Genomic DNA, 16,967 nt, shown 5'->3' with positions numbered 1-16,967 from the left:
CTGCCGTGGGGCGCGTGCCCGTGGCCAAGTACGGCTGGACGGACGTGGCCCGTTTCGCCGCGCTCGGCATCCCCGCGCTCAACTTCGGCCCCGGTGATCCCAACCTTGCCCACACCCGCGACGAGTACGTGGAGGCCGAACGGATCGGCGCGGCCGAGGACGTCCTGCGGCGCTACCTCACGGCGCAAGAGCCGGATTAGCCGGATCAGCACATGCCGGGATGGCCGCTGACCTGCCCGGGATGTTTCGGATAACGCTCGCCGAACTCCTCCGCGGGTTACCCGAATGTGATCTTGAATGTAACGCTGGAACGTTATGTTACGGCTCGTGAGTACGCCCACCGACCCGGCCCAGCCAGACATTCCTCCGGTCCCCGGCGCTGCCGGACCCGATCCCGGACCGGGCCGGGACCGGCCGGCCCGGTCCCGGCGCCCCCCGGAGAGGCAACGCGGGCCCATCACCGTCCGCCGGGGGCTGGTCGAGGCGTCAACGACCGACCAGCACCTGCTGGACACCCGTGGTCCGACCGACTGGGTCCACGCCGACCCGTGGCGGGTCCTGCGGATCCAGAGCGAGTTCGTCGAGGGGTTCGGGCTGCTCGCGGAGTTGCCCCGAGCGGTGACGGTCTTCGGCTCGGCCCGAGTTTCGGTGGACGACCCCGATTACGCCCTGGGCGAACGGCTCGGTGCCGCGCTCGTCCGGGCCGGCTATGCGGTGATCACTGGTGGTGGTCCGGGGGCGATGGAAGCTGTCAACCGGGGCGCGCAGGAAGCCGGTGGTCTGTCTGTCGGCCTCGGTATCGAGCTCCCGTTCGAACAACGCCTCAACGACTGGGTCGATCTCGGGGTGACCTTCCGGTACTTCTTCGTCCGCAAGACCATGTTCGTCAAGTACGCCGAGGCATTTGTGATCATGCCTGGCGGGCTCGGCACGCTGGATGAGCTGTTCGAGGCCCTCACGCTCGTCCAGACCCGTCGGGTGACCCGTTTCCCGGTGGTGCTCATCGGGTCGCGGTACTGGGGGGGCCTGCTGGACTGGCTGCGTACGACCGTCGCGGGCGCCGGGCGCATCCTGCCGTCAGATCTTGATCTTGTGACTCTCACCGATGACGTGGACGAGGCCGTCCGCATCATCGTCGACAGTCACCGTGCGGGTGCGGGTGCGGGTGCGGGTGCGGGTGCGGGTAGCGGTGGCAGCCAGTCGGGATCCGATGCCGGTTGGCCGGCCGGGGAGCCCGCGTGAACATCTGCGTCTACTGCTCGTCGTCCGAGGCGATCGATCCCTCCTACGTCGAGCTCGCCGCCGACGTCGGCGCCGGGCTCGCCCGCCGCGGCCACGGTCTTGTCTCGGGCGCCGGCTCGATCTCGTGCATGGGCGCGGTCGCCCGCGCCGCCCGTGCCGGTGGCGCCTACACCGTGGGTGTGATCCCGCGGGCGCTGGCAGCGCTTGAGATCATCGACGACGAAGCGGACGAACTGATCGTCACCGAGACGATGCGGGAGCGCAAGGCACTCCTGGAGATCCGTTCGGACGCGTTCCTGGCGCTGCCCGGCGGCCTGGGCACCATCGAGGAGCTCCTGGAGGTCTGGGTCGCGCGCTCCCTCGGGATGCACGCCAAGCCGGTCGTCGTCCTCGACCCCTCGGGCCTGTTCACCCACCTGCGGGCACAGGTGGCGGAGCTGGTCGGGCGGGGTTTCGTCCGACCGGCGGCCCGGGACGCGCTGGGCTGGGCGGACACGGTCGCGGCCGCGTTGGACATGCTGGAGGCCGGGGTACGGCGGCCGGGCGGTCTCGGTCCGAGCGCCGCCGAACAGCTTGAGGGCGAATAACCGGTTGGCCCGGGTCGCCCGCCGGGGCCGGGTCAGGCGAGGCCCCGGCGTCCGACGGCGAGGTCCCGGGTCCCGCGGATGGCCGCCACCATGTCCAGCACCTTGCGGGTCGCTGCGACCTGATGGGCCCGGAAGATCCTGGCACCGAGCCAGGCGCTGATCGCGGTTGCGGCGAGGGTCCCCTCAAGACGCTCGGTGACCGGCGCGTCGAGGGCCTCGCCGATGAAGTCCTTGTTCGACAGCGCGACGAGCACCGGCCATCCGGTGGCGGCGAGTTCGGGCAGCCGGCGCGTCGCCGTCAGGGAATGCCGGCTGTTCTTGCCGAAGTCGTGGCCGGGATCGACGATGACGCCGTCCGGTCGCACTCCCAGCGCCACCGCGCGCTTCGCGAGCCCGGTCGTGGTGGCGATGATGTCGGCGACCACGTCGTCGTAGGCGATCCGGTGTGGGCGGGTGCGGGGCGGCAGGTGTCCGGCGTGGGTGCAGACCAGGCCCAAGCCGTGCTCGGCGGCAACCTCGGCCAGGTGCGGGTCGGTGCCGCCCCAGGCATCGTTGAGCAGGTCTGCGCCTTCACCGGCCGCGACTGTGCCGACCTCGGCCCGCCAGGTGTCCACGCTGATCGCGATGGCGGGGTGCCTGGACCGGACCAGCGCGACGAATCCACCGATGCGCCGCAGCTCCTCGCCCGTGTCGACGTCATAGCCCGGCGCCGCCTTCACCCCGCCGATGTCGATGATCTGGGCGCCGTCGGCGACGGCACGATCCACAGCGGCCAGTGCCTCCGTCTCGCCGTAGGTCGCGCCCCGGTCGAAGAACGAGTCGGGCGTCCGGTTGATGATCGCCATGATGACCAGGTCGGACGGACCGAACGTCAAGCCGCCGAGCCGGAGGTCAGCGGCGGCAACCGTATCCGCGGTGTGCGCTGGGCCCACGGTCTGCTCCGTGCCTGCGGTGCGTTCTGTGCCCGCCGGATCGGCGGCGTGGGGCGTGTCGGCGTCCGTACTCATCGAAAGGGAGTTTAGAGCGCCCGGAGCCTCGCGCCGGGCGAAACTACAGCCGCGATCACGCTGGCGGGGTGGCAGGTGCGGCGCAACCTTTCGGCCCGTGCCACGATCGTGAGTGTGTTGCTCGCTGTCGAGATAGTCGTTGTCGCCGCCATCGTCTTCGCCGTCGCCGCCCTCTCGGTCGGAAGGTTCGACCGGTTGTCGCCGGCGCCGCCGGATGCGGCTGACAACGGTCTGCCATCACCGACCGTGTCTGCGGCTGATGTCAGCGGTGTCCGGTTTGACATGGCGTTTCGCGGGTACCGAATGGCCGAGGTGGACGCGGTACTCGCACGGCTCGCGGACGAGCTCGCCTGGCGGGACGCTGAACTGGCGCGGCGGGACGAGGAAATGGTCAGGCTTGCCACCTTTGCCCATTTCGATCATCAGTCGCCGGGTCATCAGTCGCCGGGTCATCAGTCGCCGGGTCACCAGTCGCCGGGTCGACGGAGTGCGGATCGCGACGACTGGTCCGGCCACGCCGACGCCGTCAGCCAGACCACGCTGCCGGCCCGGGCAGAGCTGCCGGCCCCGACAGCCCTACCGGTCCCACCACCGGAGTAACCGGCAGCCGGGACAGGGCTTTCGGAAGATGCCGGACGCTCGTTGGGAACGATGTGAATCTGGTAACGAGGTGAATCTGGTGTTGTGGCAGCAGCATCAGATTCACATCGTTAAGGGCGCTTGGCAGTAGGGGCGTGCATCGCGAAGCGATGGCCGGGTAGCGATGAGGCGAGGTGCGTGCGCCGGACCCGCGACGCCGCGTACCTGTCGCGGGTCGCTCCAAGCCGGCGGACCACTATAGGGGATCTTCATGTTGAGCGTCAGCCTGTCCCGGAAGCACCACCGCCCGCCAGCTCCCGCGGTGAACCGGCGCAAGCCCGGCACGCTTGTCGCGGCTGTCGAGGTGGACGCCGGACCGGACGCCGTGTTCGCGGCACTGACCGACTGGGAGCGTCAGGGGGAGTGGCTGCTGGCGACGACGGTGGTCCGTTGCCGTCAGGGTGGGATCGGGGTCGGCGGCTGCATCGTCGCCCGCACGGGGATCGGCCCGTTGGCGATCGTCGACACGATGGAGATCGTCGAGTGGGAGCCGCCGTACCGCTGCCTGGTCCGCCATACCGGCCGGGTGGTGCGTGGGAGCGGAGCCTTCGTGGTTGTGCCCCTGCCCGCCGGGCGGTCGAGGCTCGTCTGGTCCGAGGAGCTGGACCTGCCGCTGGGGTGGTTCGGTCGCGCCGTGTTCGAGCTGCTGCGGCCGCTGCTCGCGGGTGTGTGGCGGGTCTCGTTGCACCGCTTCGCCCGGAACGTGACGTCCAGCTGACGTCACCTGGACGGCTGGCACGCGCCGCCGCCGGACCGCCGTGACATCCCGATCATGCTCCTTGGCCTGAATTGTTTCCGTGTTGGCCGTTCGGAGGCCTATCTGGCGGTTCACGATCCCGTCTGGCTGTGTCTGTTGTGGCGCTGCGGGGTGACGTGTTTCGGTTCCCGGCCTGTTCTCCGGGATAATCGCCGGTGGTAGCAGGTCCGACGGCAGGAAGAGGTGCACCGATGGCGGCCATGAAGCCGCGGACGGGTGACGGTCCGCTCGAGGTCACCAAGGAGGGGCGCAGCATCATCATGCGCGTTCCGCTCGAAGGGGGTGGCCGTCTCGTGGTGGAACTGTTGCCTGACGAGGCGAAGGACCTTGGGGACGCGCTGAAGTCGGCTGCCGGCTAGGGCGTGTTCGACGTTCCGGTGGATACCGAGTGGGCCGCCCTCCGCCCTCCGCCCACCGACCGTGAGGCTGTGGGCCGGTACGCCGCCGGAGGTCGGTGTGCCGGCACGGGTTCTGCTCACGTCGCCTACTGCTGGGGCGGAACCACCGTCCGAGGCGCTCAACACCGACGCCGAGGGCCGTCTGGTGCCCGCTGAGGGGCTTGCCTACGCGGCCACCGTCGCGCCGGCCGGCCTGTTCTCCTGTTCCGACACAGCGGGTCCCAGAGGCCTTCTGCGCGTGGCCCAGGCCGCCGGTGAAGGACTTGGCGGCAGCCCTGCCAGGCGCGGGGAGTAGCGGCCGCACTGGAGCCCGTTGTGGCGGACCTGGCCGACATCGGCGGGGGCGCGGCACCAGCTGGGGTGTTCGCTCGCCGCCGGCGTGGCTCTCCGGCTACCCGGTCGAAAGGTATGCGATCATGATTCTGCTCGTCCGCTCCGAGGCCGACGACCCCGGAGTAGACGAGCGCTCACCCGACCGGTGACGACTTCGCGACAACCGCGACGATCAGGCCGTCACCGGCGGTCAGGAGCATCGGCGTCAGCCGGATGTCGTCCCGCACGGCGGTCGCGAGCTCCCGGGCCGCGACGGCCTCGGGATCGCGAGCTGCCAGGTCCGCGACCCGCCCACCGGCGAGCATGCCGGCGAACACCACGATCCCGCCCGGCCGCAGAAGGCGGAGGGCCTGGTTGAGGTAATCGGTGGCCTCACGTCTGTCCGCATCGCAGAAGACCAGGTCATAAGCACCGTCGGTGAGGCGGGGCAGGACGTCGAGGGCCCGGCCCGTTATCAGCCGGCTGCGGTTGGATGCCATTCCCGCGTCGGCATACGTGCGGCGCGCGAGCCGGAGATGTTCGGCCTCGACGTCAATGGTGGTGAGCGTTCCGTCCGGCCGCATACCGCGCAGGAGCCAGGTACCGGACACCCCCGTACCTGTTCCGATTTCGACGACGGTGCGGGCGGCGACACAGGCGGCGAGAAAACGAAGGATGGACCCGGCGCCCGGGCTGACGGGCACGATCCCGACCTCCTCGGCGCGTGCCCGGGCAGCTCGCAGCGGAGGGTCTTCCAACAGGAAGCCCTCGGTGTATTCGGAGGCCGGATCGACGGCTCCGGTGGCTGTGTCGGGCATGACATAGGCAGCCTACGGGAACGCCCGCTGTGCATGGTGCGTTCGTCTGGTCAGCGCACCTCGTGTCGGGATGGATCGAGGGGAGATCAGCCGGTGTCCGCTGCGGGTTTTGCCGCGCCATGGCCGGCGCGTCGGGTACGTTCGTCGCGAACCGAGCGAGAGGCGACCGTGACCGGACAGGACGCGCGTCTGGCGACGTTCGCGCCCGGGCGGTCGGTTTCGCCACGTCCGGTGTCGGACGGCGACGCCGTACGTGACGAAACCGTCGCGGTCGACGTCGCCGGGACGGACCTGACCACGTGGGTACCACCCACGTGGGAAGAGGTCGTGCGAGATCACGGTAATCGGGTGTATCGGCTCGCTTACCGGCTTACGGGGAACGCACACGATGCCGAGGACCTCACCCAGGATGTCTTCGTGCGGGTGTTCCGGTCGCTGGCCGATTACACGCCCGGCACCTTTGAGGGCTGGCTGCACCGGATCACCACAAACCTCTTCCTGGACCGGATGCGCCGCCAGCAGAAGATTCGGTTCGACGCGCTGCCGGACGACCCGGAACGCCTTGCCGGCCGCGAAGCGAGTCCCGAGGCTGTATATGCGGAGTCGCATCTCGATGCCGACATCGAAGGTGCGCTGGCAGCGCTCCCGCCCGATTTCCGGGCTGCGGTCGTGCTGTGCGACATCGAACAGTTGTCCTATGAGGAGATCGCGCAGACTCTCGGCGTGAAACTCGGGACCGTCCGTAGTCGGATCTCCCGGGGCCGGGCCATGTTGCGCCAAACACTCGCCGATCGTGCGCCGCGTGCGTCGGTGCCGGCAGACGGGCCGGCCGTGTTCCCAGCATCGGGCACCGCGACGGACGACGCCGTTCCAGCCGACGCCGTTCCAGCCGACGCCGTTCCAGCCGACGCCGTTCCAGCCGACGCCGTTCCAGCCGGTGGGGCCGTCCTGATCGAGGCGTCGACGCCGAAGCCGGTGGCCGGGCCGGTCGAGCCCGCGGCAGGCGCGCTCGCCCCGGTCGAGGACGGTACGACGCCGTCACGCCGATCGCACCGGATCACTCGGCGGACGCCGCCGACAGGCCTGCCGGCGGCGGCGAATGCTGGTGGTGGCACGTCGTCCGCACCGGAGGGGCAGGCGTGACCGGACATCTCGGCAAGCAGATCGCCCCGCTGGTTGACGGGCAGCTGGACCACGACGGTCGGGACCGTGCCCTGGCGCACGTCGCGTGCTGTTCGTCCTGTCAGTGGGAGGTCGCCGAGCTGCGCCACCTCAAGGCCCGGCTGGCGGGGCTCGGCGATCCGACCCTGCCGGGGGGAGTGGCGGATCGGCTGCTGCGAATGGCAGCTCCCGCCGACTCGGGCCCGGCCCGGACACGCCCGGTGTCCCTGGCCATCCGCGGGGTCATCCGGACGGCCGGGCGTGGTCTTTTCATCGGCGTCATCGGCGTTATCAGTTCGGTGGACCAGCCGGTCGTCCCGAGCCCTGCGCGGAGCGCCGATCCGCCGCAGTCAGCAATGCCGACCGGGGCGACGGCCGGGCGGGTGGCGTCGTCAACCAGGCCGGTTGATCTCGTCGGTGCTACCGGCCCGACGGGGCGCCGCCGGCCGGGCTCGAAGAGGTGCCTTGATTCGAGTCGGCCGGACGCCGCGCGGCACGCAGGCACCGCGTCCGGTGGTCGCCGGCCGGCGACCAGTTCGGCCAGCGGCTGGCGGGGACGCCAGAGCCGGACCAGACGTATCCTGGTCAGCTCCGTGGCGGTGATGCTTTTCGCTGTCGCGGGCGCTGCGCTCGGAGAGATACGTGCGCCTGGCACTGTTGCGCAACCGCCGCGTCCCGTCGCGGTCCCGGCGGCTCAGCCCAACGTCATCTCCAGGACGGGTATCGCCGGGATGAGCATCGCCGGGATGAGCATCGCCGGGATGAGCATCGCCAGGACGGGCATCGCCAGGACGGGCATCGCCGGGATGAGCATCGCCAGGACGGGCATCGCCGGGACGGCCGTCCCCGGGACCAATCTGTCCGGTTCCAGTGCCGCCGGAATCAGTGCCGCTGAGGTCGATGTCGCTGAAGCCGGGGCTGGCCACCTGCCGTCGGTGATGGCCGCGGTGTTGCTGCCCGATGGCTCGCGGCGCTAGGGCGTCCCGGTCGGGTTACCGCCGGCTGCCGCCGGGAGGTCGTACGGTAATAGCTGCGTGATCGCAGTAGGGGCTGGCTGAGCGGCCCGACGTTTCCCCGATACGAGCATAAGAGCGCCCGGCGATGTTGGCGGATGTTTCGTGCCTGTGGGTACATCCGCGTGTTCCCTGCTACTGGTGGCGGAGGCGGATGGCCGTGAGCGGTGACGGCGAGGACGGCATCGCACCGCGGGGTGAACCGGCGGATGACAGAGGTCCGGGTGACCCGCCGACAAACCCATGGTGGGCCCGCCCGGCTCCGGCACCCGGTGCCTGGGGGTCGGCGGCAAACCTGCCGGCCGATCTTTTTGTGCCCGTTGCACATCATGGCGGGCCGCCCACCGTCGACGGCGCCGCTGACGCAGCTGTTGCTGACGCAGCTGTTGCTGACGCAGCTGTTGCTGACGCAGCCGTTGCTGAATCGCGTGCCGCCGGGTGGGGAGCGCCCGACCAGGTCGCACCCCGACCGGGTCGGCTGGTTCTCGTGGCGGCGATGCTGCTCGCCGGCCTGGTCGGCGGTGGCGCCGGCGGTGTGATCGGTGGTGTGATCGGCGCTCACTCCGCGCGGACCGACGAGCCACTCGTACCGACCGCGGCCGGGTCGCCATCCGGGTCGCCATCCGGGTCGCCACCCGGGTCGTCGCCCGTGGCGGGCGTCGACGCTGCGGCCCCGGTCGAACGGGCCGCGCCGGTCTCCGTCATTGCCGCACGTGCCCTGCCGTCGGTTGTCACGATCAATGTGACCAGTCCGATCCTGTCCGCCACCGGCTCCGGTGTGATCATCAGATCGGACGGCTACATCCTGACGAACAACCACGTCATCGCAGGCGTTGCCGCCGGGGCGCGCGTGTCGGTGACCTTGTACAAGGAGCTGCGGCAGATCTCGGCTGAGATCATCGGGCGTGATCCCAAGACGGACCTTGCCGTAATCCGGATTCAGACTGCGAACCCGCTACCAGCCGCGACGTTGGGACGTTCCGGCTCGCTCGTGGTGGGTGCACCTCTGGTGGCCATCGGTGCACCGTTGGGCCTGTCCGGAACAGTGACCACAGGTATTGTCAGCGCGCTCGACCGTAACCCGACGGTGCCGGTGGAGTCCGGCGGGGAATCGGTCCTCATCGGTGCGATCCAGACCGACGCGGCCATCAATCCCGGCAACTCGGGCGGTGCGCTGGTGGACGGACGCGGTCAGGTTGTCGGCATCAACACCGCGATCGCGGCTGTGCCCGGGTCCCGCGCCGACCGCGGCGCGTCCGGGAACATCGGAGTCGGTTTCGCCATCCCGATCGACTACGCGAGGTCAGTGGCTGGTGAGATCATCAGTACCGGTCGTGCCACGCATCCCGATGTCGGCGTGTCCACTGGGACGATCACGCCGGATGATGCGGCGGCGGTCGGAACGTCGTCCGGCGCACTGATCCGCGCGGTGGAGTCGGGCGGGCCCGCGGACGCGGTCGGCCTGCGTCCGGGCGACATTATCATCAAGGTCGACGGGACGGTCATCGGGAATACCAATGACCTGATTGCGGCAACCCGCGGCCATCGGATCGGTGACCGGATCATGCTTAGTTTCGAGCGTGATCACACTGTCCATGATGTCGCGCTGACCCTTCAGGAGCAGCGCGATTAGGAACGCCGGGCAACCGGGCAACCGGGCAACCGGGTCGGTGGGCCCGAGCGGACGGGCAACCGGGCCGGAGGCGTTCCGTTGATCGCAATGGCGAGGTAGTCTGGGGCCGTGTTCAACGGTGTGGGCTGGGGCGAGGTCGCTGTCCTTCTACTGATCGGCCTATTCGTGTTCGGCCCGGAACGGTTGCCGAACGCGGCCCGTGACGCCGGTCGGATGCTGCGTCAGTTTCGGCAGATGGCTGCCGGCATGCGCGAGGAGCTGCGCTCCGAGCTCGGTCCGGAGATTGCCGATCTCGACCTGAGTACCCTGCATCCCACGACGTTCGTGCGCAAGCATCTGTTCGAGGACGAAGACCCGTTGCTTCCGTCGTACCTTTCCAAGCGGACGTCGCTCGACAAGATGCTCTTCGATGATGACCCGGAGACGCCGTCCGGGCCCACCGAGCCGGTTCGTCCCCGGCTCTCCTACGACGATGCGCCGGCTGTGGCCAAGGCGCCGTCGTTGACGAAATCCCCTGCCCTGACAAAATCCCCCATTCTGACCAAGGCCACTTCGACCCCGGCCAAGGCCGCCCCGACAGACCGGGGTCAGGCGGCTGCCGCGGCGCCCGCAGCGAGGGGGGCGGTCAGCGCCGAGATGCTGTCGGCGGCGACGCCCTTCGACACCGACGCGACCTGATACCCGTCTGATACCCGCGCCACTTCTGTTCGAGCGATCCGTGGCCCGTGCCCAGATCGGATGTGGCCCGGGCCGGGCCGGGCCGGAGTAGCGCAGTAGCCTCAGCCGGTCCCGCACCCGGTCAGCCCGACCGGGTGTCGTCAGCCTCGGCGGGTCGGGGTGAGGCCGAGGGACCGGCCAGCCAACCCGCGTGAACGGGATGACAGCCGTTCGGCCACTCCCCGCAGGATTTTCGAGGCTTCGCAGTCTGGATCCGCGGTCACCAGCGGGACGCCCGAGTCGCCGCCTTCGCGCAGCCGGACATCAATGGGTATCTGCGCCAACAGCGGGACGTCGTGTCCGAGCACGCGGGTCAGCCGCTCGGCCACGGCCGCGCCGCCACCTGAGCCGAAGACGTCCACGCGTCCGTCGCAGTGCGGGCAGGGCAGCCAGGCCATGTTCTCCACGACGCCGACGACGTTCTGTCGAGTCTGGACGGCGACTGTGCCGGCCCGCTCGGCAACCTCGGTGGCGGCAAGCTGAGGGGTGGTCACGATGAGAAGCTCGGATGACGGCACAAGTTGCGCCAACGAGATCGCGATGTCGCCGGTGCCCGGTGGCAGGTCGAGCAGCAGGATGTCGAGGTCCCCCCAGAACACATCCGAGAGGAACTGTTCCAGTGCCCGGTGGAGCATCGGCCCTCGCCATGTGACCGGCTGGTTGCCACGAGTGAACATGCCGGTGGAGATGACCTTCACGCCATGCGCCTGTGGAGGCATGATCATTTTTTCGACCTGGGTGGGCAGGCGGTCGACTCCGAGCATCCGGGGGATCGAGTGCCCGTAGATGTCGGCATCCAGCACACCGACCGCGAGGCCGGACCGGGCCATCGAGGCGGCCAGGTTGACGGTCACCGACGACTTGCCGACGCCGCCCTTTCCGCTGGCTACGCCGTACACCCTGGTCAGTGAGCCGGGCTGCGCGAACGGGATCGCCCGGGTTCCCGTCCCGCCGCGCAGCTTCGTGTGCAGGGCGGCGCGCTGCTCGGCGCTCATGACCTCGAGGCGGACCTGCACGGCCCGCACACCCGGTACTGCGGTGACAGCGCGCTGGACTCGACTGGTGATCTCGTCGCGCATCGGGCAGCCGGAGACGGTCAGTAGCACTACGATGTCCACGGTGTCATCGGTGATGCGGACCGAGTCGACCATGTCCAGTTCGGTGATGGGACGCCCGATCTCAGGGTCGAGCACCGTTGCGAGAGCTGCCTGGATCGCGTCCGCGCTAGGCCGGGAAGCAGACAAGAGAAAACCTCGACCAGTCGGTGTGGTGCGTGGGGCTCGCGCCGTCACGCCTGCATCCCCACCATAGCCGCCAGCCCGGCTCGAACGCGTCCGGCGAAGCCGGAACCTGATCCGCCCCGGCAAGGTCCGGCGGTTGACCCACGGCCGCCCGGCGGCGCACCGTCGCGATCTGGCAACCTGCCCGTCAACCCACGGTCGCCCAGCAGTTCTCGACTGGGGCTGTCTTCATCGGAATGTCGATCGTCTGACATCATCAGCGAGCTCGCTCGCGGACCGCAACGGGCGACGTAATCTGATCCACGTGACGGTCGACGAGCAGACAGCGGAGCAGGAATCGCTGATGGACCCGCGATCACTGTGGGCATGGCGTCAGTTCCTGCGGGCTCACTCGTATGTCATCCGGCAGCTGGAAACCGATCTCGAAGCCGAACACCACCTGCCCCTGGCGTCCTTTGATGTGCTGGTCCAGCTGGCCGAGGCGCCGGACGGCGCCCTGCGCATGAACGAGCTGGCGGAGGCGGTCCTGCTGTCCCGCAGCGGCCTGACCCGCCTGGTCGACCGGCTGGAACGTGACGGTCTGGTCGCGCGACGGTCGTGTCCGTCCGACGCCCGGGGAACGCTTGCGACGCTGACCTCCGAAGGCCGCAAGCGGCTGCGGGCGGCCTCCCGGACCCATCTCGCCGGGGTGTCGAAGCATGTCACCAGTCACTTCAGCCCGGACGAACTTGACGTGCTCGCCAACCTGCTGGGCCGGCTCGATCCCCACGTGTCCACGCCGCCGCCCGGCGGTGGCTGCGGTCAGGGCGTCTGAGGGCTCCAGGGCGTCTGCGGGCTCCAGGGCGCCTGCGGGTGCCAGGCCGGTGCCGGCAGGCCCGCCGCTGCCCGTGGTGGCTGGTGCCGTAGCGGCCCAGCTGGTCCGGTCAGCGGTTGGGCACCGTACGCCTCGGCGATGAGCGCCTCGTACGCGTGCCCGCTCGTCGTCTCCGCGCCGAGGCGCTGGGGTTTGCTCGGGCCGTGGAAGTCGCTCGCGCCGGTGACGATCAGTCCCAGGTCGGTGGCGAGCCGGCGAAGCCTGGCGCGCGCCTGCTGCGGGTGGTCGGGATGGTCCACCTCGAGGCCGCGAAGACCCGCCCGTGCCATGGTCGCGATCACATCCGGGCCGATGGTCGGACCGCGCGTGCTCGCGTACGGGTGGGCCAACACGCTGACACCGCCCGCGTCGCGAACCAGCCGGATCGCCTCCAGGGCGTCAGGCTCGTCCTTGCCCACCCAGTAGCGACCGCCGGCGCCGATCCAGGCGGGTGTGAACGCGGCCTGCAGGGAGCTCACGAGGCCGGCGTCGACCAGCGCCTCGGCCACATGCGGGCGTCCGATCACACCGTCAGCCTGGGCGGCCACCTGTTCCCAGCGCACGGGATGGCCATCGGCGGCCAGCTTCTCCACCATCCGGCGGGCGCGGGTGACCCTGTCCTCGCGTAGCCGGGCCCGGACGGCCGCGAACACCGGTTCGGTCGCGTCGAACAGGTAGGCGAGCAGGTGCAGGCTCACCCAGCGGCCGTGCTCGACCCGGATTCCGCACGAGATCTCCGCACCTGGGAGCAGGGTGAGCCCGGTCGGCAGGATGCCGGCGGCCTCGGCCAGACCCGAGGTGGTGTCGTGGTCGGTCAGCGCGACGACGGTCAGGCCGGCAGCGGTCGCCAGGCGGACGACCTCGGTGGGGCTGCACAGTCCGTCCGACGCCGTCGAATGCGCATGAAGATCGATCAGTCCCGCCGTCGTCACCGGATACACGTCCGGAGTTGCTCTCTGTGGTTGAAGTCTTCGCGCACAGCGCACCCCGCCTACTCCGCCGACCCGGTCGTGGCGTCGGACCCGTTTCTGGCCGGGCACCCGCTGTCGGCCACCGTTGTTGACCACGATAGCCGCGGGCCGCCGTCCTGCGTTTCTCCACACTTGTGGCTGCGACGGCCTTTCCGACGTGGGTGCCGGCCGGCTAACGTCCCGGTGTTGTGAGCAATCCTGGTGGATGTGCACGGACACGGGCTGCGACCCGACGTGGCTTTCTCGCGGGCGGTGCCGTGTTGCTGGCCGCGGCGGGCTGCTCCGATGGCGGGTCCCCCGGCCCTGGTGCCACCCCGCGCCCGACTCTGGCGCCCGCGACGCCGGTTCCCGGTGTTGGTGACGGCGTGTTCGCCCTCGGGGTCGCCAGCGGCGACCCGCTGCCGGACGGGGTGATCCTCTGGACCCGGCTGGTGGCGCAGCCCACCGGCGGCGTGGCCCTGCCCGACCGCGACATCCCGGTTGACTGGCAGGTCGCCACCGATGACCGGTTCACCGACGTCGTGGCGGTGGGGACGCGCAGCGCCGTCCCGGGGTTGGCGCACTCCGTGCACGTCGACGTCCGCGGTCTGCAGCCGGCCCGGGTGTACTTCTACCGGTTCCGCGCCGGCACCGTGCTGAGCCCGGTCGGTCGGACCCGCACCGCACCGGCCGCCGGCGCCGCCGCGTCGGCGCTGAGCTTCGCGCTGGCCAGCTGTCAGGACTATCAGAACGGCTACTGGCCGGCGTACGGTGCGATCGCAGCCGATGATCTCGACCTCGTCGTCCACGTCGGCGACTACATCTACGAGTACGACCCGAAGAGCAGGTTCCCCGACCGCCGCCACACCACCCCGGCCACGCCCGGTCTCGACCAGCTGCGGACTCTCGACGACTACCGGGCGCGTTACGCCCAGTACAAGGCCGACCCGCAGCTGCAGGCCGCGCACGCGGCTGCGGCGTGGGTGGTCACCTGGGACGATCACGAAACCGAGAACAACTATGCCGGGCTGACCGACGAGTCGGCCGACACCGGTGCCAAGCAGCAGGACCCGGCGACCTTCGCCCGGCAGCGGGCCGCGGCCTACCAGGCCTACTACGAGCACATGCCGATCCGTGTCAGCTACTCGCCCGGATCGCCGGACCTGCGCCTCTACCGCCGGTTCGCCTTCGGTGACCTGCTCACCCTCACCGTGATGGACACCCGCCAGTACCGGACGCCGCAGCCGGGGCGTATCCCGAACGACATCGGCCCGGCCACCCTGGGAGCGAGCAACACGACCGGGACCATGGCCGGTGCCGAGCAGGAGAAGTGGCTGATCGACGGCCTGAGCGCGTCGCGTACCCGGTGGAACGTGATCGCTCAGCAGACGATGCTGGCCCAGCTGCACGCCCAGCTCACCCCGGGCAGTGGTGACGTGCTCGCGAACCTCGACCAGAACGACGGCTATGTGCCCTACCGGACCCGACTGCTGGCAGCCGTACGGGACACCCGGGTGACCAACCCGGTGGTGCTGGCCGGCGACATCCACAGCGCCTGGGTGAACGACCTGCGGGTCGACTTCGACCGGCCCGACACCCCGGTCGTGGGCACCGAGTTCGTCTCGACCTCCATCAGTTCGGGATTCTTCCTGCCCAGCGAGGAGCTCGTCCGGGCGAACAACCGGCTGCTCAACCCGCACGTGCGGTACTTCCGCGGTGACCGACGCGGGTACACCCGCATCCGGGTGTCACCAGCGCGGTGCACGGCCGACATGCGGATCGCCGAGACCATCGACCGCCGGGACGCGCCGGTCAGCACGGATGCCACCTGGGTGGTCGAAGCCGGGCGGCCCGGCGCCCAGCCCGCGTGAGGGCACGTCGCTATCCGGGGGAGGCGAGCAGGCGCAGCACACCGGGGCGCACGACGATCTCGACCGGGAGGTCCGCGATCGGGTCACCGTCGGCGTAGAGCTGGAACGGACGGTCGGCGTCGATGCGGATCCGGCTGGCCTGCGCCACCTCGACGTGCGGGGAGTCCACATGCCGGCCGGAGAACACCTTCGGGAAGGTCGAGAGAAACGTGATCTTTCCGCACCGCGACAGCAGCACGATGTCGAGCAGGCCGTCGTCGGGCTTTGCCGCGGGCGCGAGGCACATCCCGCCGCCGTAGTAGGCCGAGTTCGCCGCCGCCACCGTCCAGCCGATCATTTCGCGCGGCGCGCCGCCGTCGATCTCCACGGTGAACCGGACGGGTTTCCACGTGGCGGCCGCGCGCAGCGCCCCATAGGTGTAAACGTGCTGGCCGCGCACGAACCGGGCACGATTGGCGATCACCTGGACGTCCGAGTCGAAGCCGACACTGGCGATGCCGAGGTAGGCCCGGCCGTTGGCCTCGGCCAGGTCGATCCGCCGTTCGGTGCCGCTGGCCAGCGCGGTGGCGGCGATCACCGGTTGCCGGGCGGCGCCCATCCCGCGCAGGAAGTCGTTGCCGCGCCCGCCGGGCAGCACGGCCAGTAGCCCGCCGCGGTGCGCCACGGTCTCGGCGACCCGGCCGGCAAGACCGTCCCCGCCGAGCGCGACCGCGACCCGACCGTCGGCGACAGCCTCCTCGGCCAGCTCTGAGGCATGATCGATGCTTCTGGTCAGTTCGACCCGCACGTCGCCGGCCCAGCGTTTCAGGGCTGCACAGACGTCCGGCAGGGCGCGAGCGCCACGGCCACCGCCGGCGTGCGGGTTCACGATGAGCAGTAGCCGTCGACGGTCCACCTCGGCTGCGGGCGGAACGGTTGCCAGCGGCTCTGTCACGGCTGCCGGTGTCACGGCTGTCGGTGTCGTGGCTTGCGACGTCATGACTGTCGGCCCTTCTCACGTCCGCGGCGGTGGCGGGAGCCGAGCTTACGAGACCCTCCAGCCACGCCGCTCACAGATGGGTGCTCTGCGCGCCGAACAGCAGGCACGAGGCAATCATCTGGGCATTACGCAGGTCCCGGACGACGAGGTGTTCCAGCAGCAGTGTCGCCGCATCCGCCGGCCAGAGCACCACCCACAGCCACACGCCGCAGGCCTCACCCACAAACGCGGCCCGGTTGGGTGGGCACACGACCGGCCACAGCGCGGTCGGATGCCCGGCGGCCTCGATTTTCTCCTCGGGTCTGCCACCGATGCGCTCGGGATCTGTACCGGGCAGTCCGGCCAGCCGGGCCCCGAGGCCGATCCCTGGAGCCTCAGCGACGATGACGAGCTCTGCCGGCCCGCCGAGAGGGGACGGGCCACCCGCGGCGAACGCCGTCGCCAGCGGGCCGGTGCGGTCGTCGCCGGCCCACGCGACTCCGCTGGCGAACCAGTGCACCGGCATCGGCCAGGGGACCCAGACCGGCGCCGTGGCCGTGTGCGCGAGAAAAAGCAGCACCTGCTCCCGGGATGACTCCGCGACCCGGTAGGGGGTGACATCCCCGTGTTCGTCGCAGCGCCACTGGTTGCTCCACAAATCGGGTGGACGCACCGTTCGCAGGCATCGGGGACACGCAAGCGGGCTCGTCACCGGGTGACTCCCCGGCGATGCGCACCACTCCCTGACAGTTTCACCGGTTCGATGACTTCCCTTTGCTCACGTTCATCAAACCTGTTCCGGGTAAACCG

The 16,967-nt window shown here is 70.1% G+C and carries 19 protein-coding genes; 13 read left to right on the top strand and 6 right to left on the bottom strand.

Annotated features, from left to right (window positions below; translation table 11 throughout):
• The 3 genes from U9983_RS11085 to U9983_RS11075 form a co-directional block, all read left to right on the top strand.
• On the top strand, positions 1-200 hold a 200-nt coding region (locus U9983_RS11085), incomplete at its 5' end, for a M20/M25/M40 family metallo-hydrolase (RefSeq protein ID WP_416211352.1).
• 115 nt (positions 201-315) lie between these two features.
• Positions 316-1,242, top strand: a complete 927-nt coding sequence (locus tag U9983_RS11080) for a TIGR00730 family Rossman fold protein (protein WP_416211351.1) — start codon at positions 316-318, stop codon at positions 1,240-1,242.
• Complete coding sequence (locus tag U9983_RS11075) at positions 1,239-1,829, top strand: TIGR00730 family Rossman fold protein (RefSeq protein ID WP_322753920.1); 591 nt, start codon at positions 1,239-1,241, stop codon at positions 1,827-1,829. Before U9983_RS11080 ends, U9983_RS11075 begins: the two co-directional genes overlap by 4 nt.
• A gap of 32 nt (positions 1,830-1,861) precedes the next feature.
• On the opposite strand, the gene folP is transcribed toward U9983_RS11075, so the two are convergent.
• Complete coding sequence (gene folP, locus U9983_RS11070) at positions 1,862-2,674, bottom strand: dihydropteroate synthase (protein WP_322753926.1); 813 nt, start codon at positions 2,672-2,674, stop codon at positions 1,862-1,864.
• A 237-nt stretch (positions 2,675-2,911) separates the two neighbouring features.
• Between folP and U9983_RS11065 the strand changes: the two genes are divergently transcribed.
• The 4 genes from U9983_RS11065 (at position 2,912) to U9983_RS11050 (ending at position 4,925) form a co-directional block, all read left to right on the top strand.
• Positions 2,912-3,436 carry a DivIVA domain-containing protein gene (locus U9983_RS11065; protein WP_322753919.1) on the top strand — a complete coding sequence of 175 codons (525 nt, stop codon included), beginning with the start codon at positions 2,912-2,914 and terminating at the stop codon, positions 3,434-3,436.
• Between the two features lie 250 nt (positions 3,437-3,686).
• On the top strand, positions 3,687-4,193 hold the full coding sequence (locus tag U9983_RS11060; RefSeq protein ID WP_322749152.1) for an SRPBCC family protein: 507 nt from the start codon (positions 3,687-3,689) through the stop codon (positions 4,191-4,193).
• A gap of 230 nt (positions 4,194-4,423) precedes the next feature.
• Positions 4,424-4,591: a DUF3117 domain-containing protein gene (locus U9983_RS11055; protein WP_013872340.1), complete on the top strand. Its 168-nt coding sequence runs from the start codon at positions 4,424-4,426 to the stop codon at positions 4,589-4,591.
• A gap of 97 nt (positions 4,592-4,688) precedes the next feature.
• Complete coding sequence (locus U9983_RS11050) at positions 4,689-4,925, top strand: hypothetical protein (protein WP_322753918.1); 237 nt, start codon at positions 4,689-4,691, stop codon at positions 4,923-4,925.
• A gap of 172 nt (positions 4,926-5,097) precedes the next feature.
• On the opposite strand, the gene U9983_RS11045 is transcribed toward U9983_RS11050, so the two are convergent.
• Complete coding sequence (locus U9983_RS11045) at positions 5,098-5,760, bottom strand: O-methyltransferase (protein WP_322749151.1); 663 nt, start codon at positions 5,758-5,760, stop codon at positions 5,098-5,100.
• A 168-nt stretch (positions 5,761-5,928) separates the two neighbouring features.
• Here U9983_RS11045 and sigE point away from each other — a divergent pair, with 168 nt between their 5' ends.
• The 4 genes from sigE (at position 5,929) to tatB (ending at position 10,245) form a co-directional block, all read left to right on the top strand.
• Positions 5,929-6,903, top strand: coding sequence for an RNA polymerase sigma factor SigE (gene sigE / locus U9983_RS11040; protein WP_416211350.1), 975 nt, complete (start codon positions 5,929-5,931; stop codon positions 6,901-6,903).
• Positions 6,900-7,898, top strand: coding sequence for a hypothetical protein (locus U9983_RS11035; protein WP_322753916.1), 999 nt, complete (start codon positions 6,900-6,902; stop codon positions 7,896-7,898). The genes sigE and U9983_RS11035 overlap by 4 nt, the downstream gene beginning before the upstream one ends.
• A 190-nt stretch (positions 7,899-8,088) precedes the next feature.
• The gene (locus tag U9983_RS11030; protein ID WP_322753915.1) at positions 8,089-9,567 is read left to right on the top strand and encodes a S1C family serine protease; all 1,479 of its coding nucleotides are present in this window, start codon (positions 8,089-8,091) and stop codon (positions 9,565-9,567) included.
• Positions 9,568-9,675: 108 nt separating this feature from the next.
• The gene (tatB, locus tag U9983_RS11025; RefSeq protein WP_322753914.1) at positions 9,676-10,245 is read left to right on the top strand and encodes a Sec-independent protein translocase protein TatB; all 570 of its coding nucleotides are present in this window, start codon (positions 9,676-9,678) and stop codon (positions 10,243-10,245) included.
• Positions 10,246-10,385: 140 nt separating this feature from the next.
• On the opposite strand, the gene U9983_RS11020 is transcribed toward tatB, so the two are convergent.
• The gene (locus tag U9983_RS11020; RefSeq protein WP_322753913.1) at positions 10,386-11,528 is read right to left on the bottom strand and encodes an Mrp/NBP35 family ATP-binding protein; all 1,143 of its coding nucleotides are present in this window, start codon (positions 11,526-11,528) and stop codon (positions 10,386-10,388) included.
• Between the two features lie 340 nt (positions 11,529-11,868).
• Between U9983_RS11020 and U9983_RS11015 the strand changes: the two genes are divergently transcribed.
• Positions 11,869-12,339: a MarR family winged helix-turn-helix transcriptional regulator gene (locus tag U9983_RS11015; protein ID WP_322753925.1), complete on the top strand. Its 471-nt coding sequence runs from the start codon at positions 11,869-11,871 to the stop codon at positions 12,337-12,339.
• Here U9983_RS11015 and U9983_RS11010 read toward each other — a convergent pair.
• Positions 12,327-13,310 (bottom strand): PHP domain-containing protein, encoded by a 984-nt coding sequence (locus tag U9983_RS11010; protein ID WP_322753912.1) that lies wholly within the window; start codon positions 13,308-13,310, stop codon positions 12,327-12,329. The two genes, U9983_RS11015 and U9983_RS11010, sit on opposite strands and share 13 nt — an antisense overlap.
• Before the next feature lie 227 nt (positions 13,311-13,537).
• Between U9983_RS11010 and U9983_RS11005 the strand changes: the two genes are divergently transcribed.
• On the top strand, positions 13,538-15,199 hold the full coding sequence (locus tag U9983_RS11005; protein ID WP_416211349.1) for an alkaline phosphatase D family protein: 1,662 nt from the start codon (positions 13,538-13,540) through the stop codon (positions 15,197-15,199).
• Positions 15,200-15,209: 10 nt separating this feature from the next.
• On the opposite strand, the gene U9983_RS11000 is transcribed toward U9983_RS11005, so the two are convergent.
• Together U9983_RS11000 and U9983_RS10995 are read right to left on the bottom strand one after the other, a co-directional pair.
• Positions 15,210-16,178 carry a diacylglycerol kinase family protein gene (locus U9983_RS11000; protein ID WP_322753911.1) on the bottom strand — a complete coding sequence of 323 codons (969 nt, stop codon included), beginning with the start codon at positions 16,176-16,178 and terminating at the stop codon, positions 15,210-15,212.
• 70 nt (positions 16,179-16,248) lie between these two features.
• Complete coding sequence (locus U9983_RS10995; RefSeq protein WP_322753910.1) at positions 16,249-16,869, bottom strand: DUF6758 family protein; 621 nt, start codon at positions 16,867-16,869, stop codon at positions 16,249-16,251.
• Positions 16,870-16,967: the final 98 nt, after the last annotated feature.

It is taken from the genome of Protofrankia sp. Cas3, assembly GCF_963555955.1.
Lineage (GTDB): Bacteria > Actinomycetota > Actinomycetes > Frankiales > Frankiaceae > Protofrankia.
The sequence above is the reverse complement of the archived record's forward strand: the minus strand, read 5'-3'. Positions and strand labels throughout refer to the sequence as shown.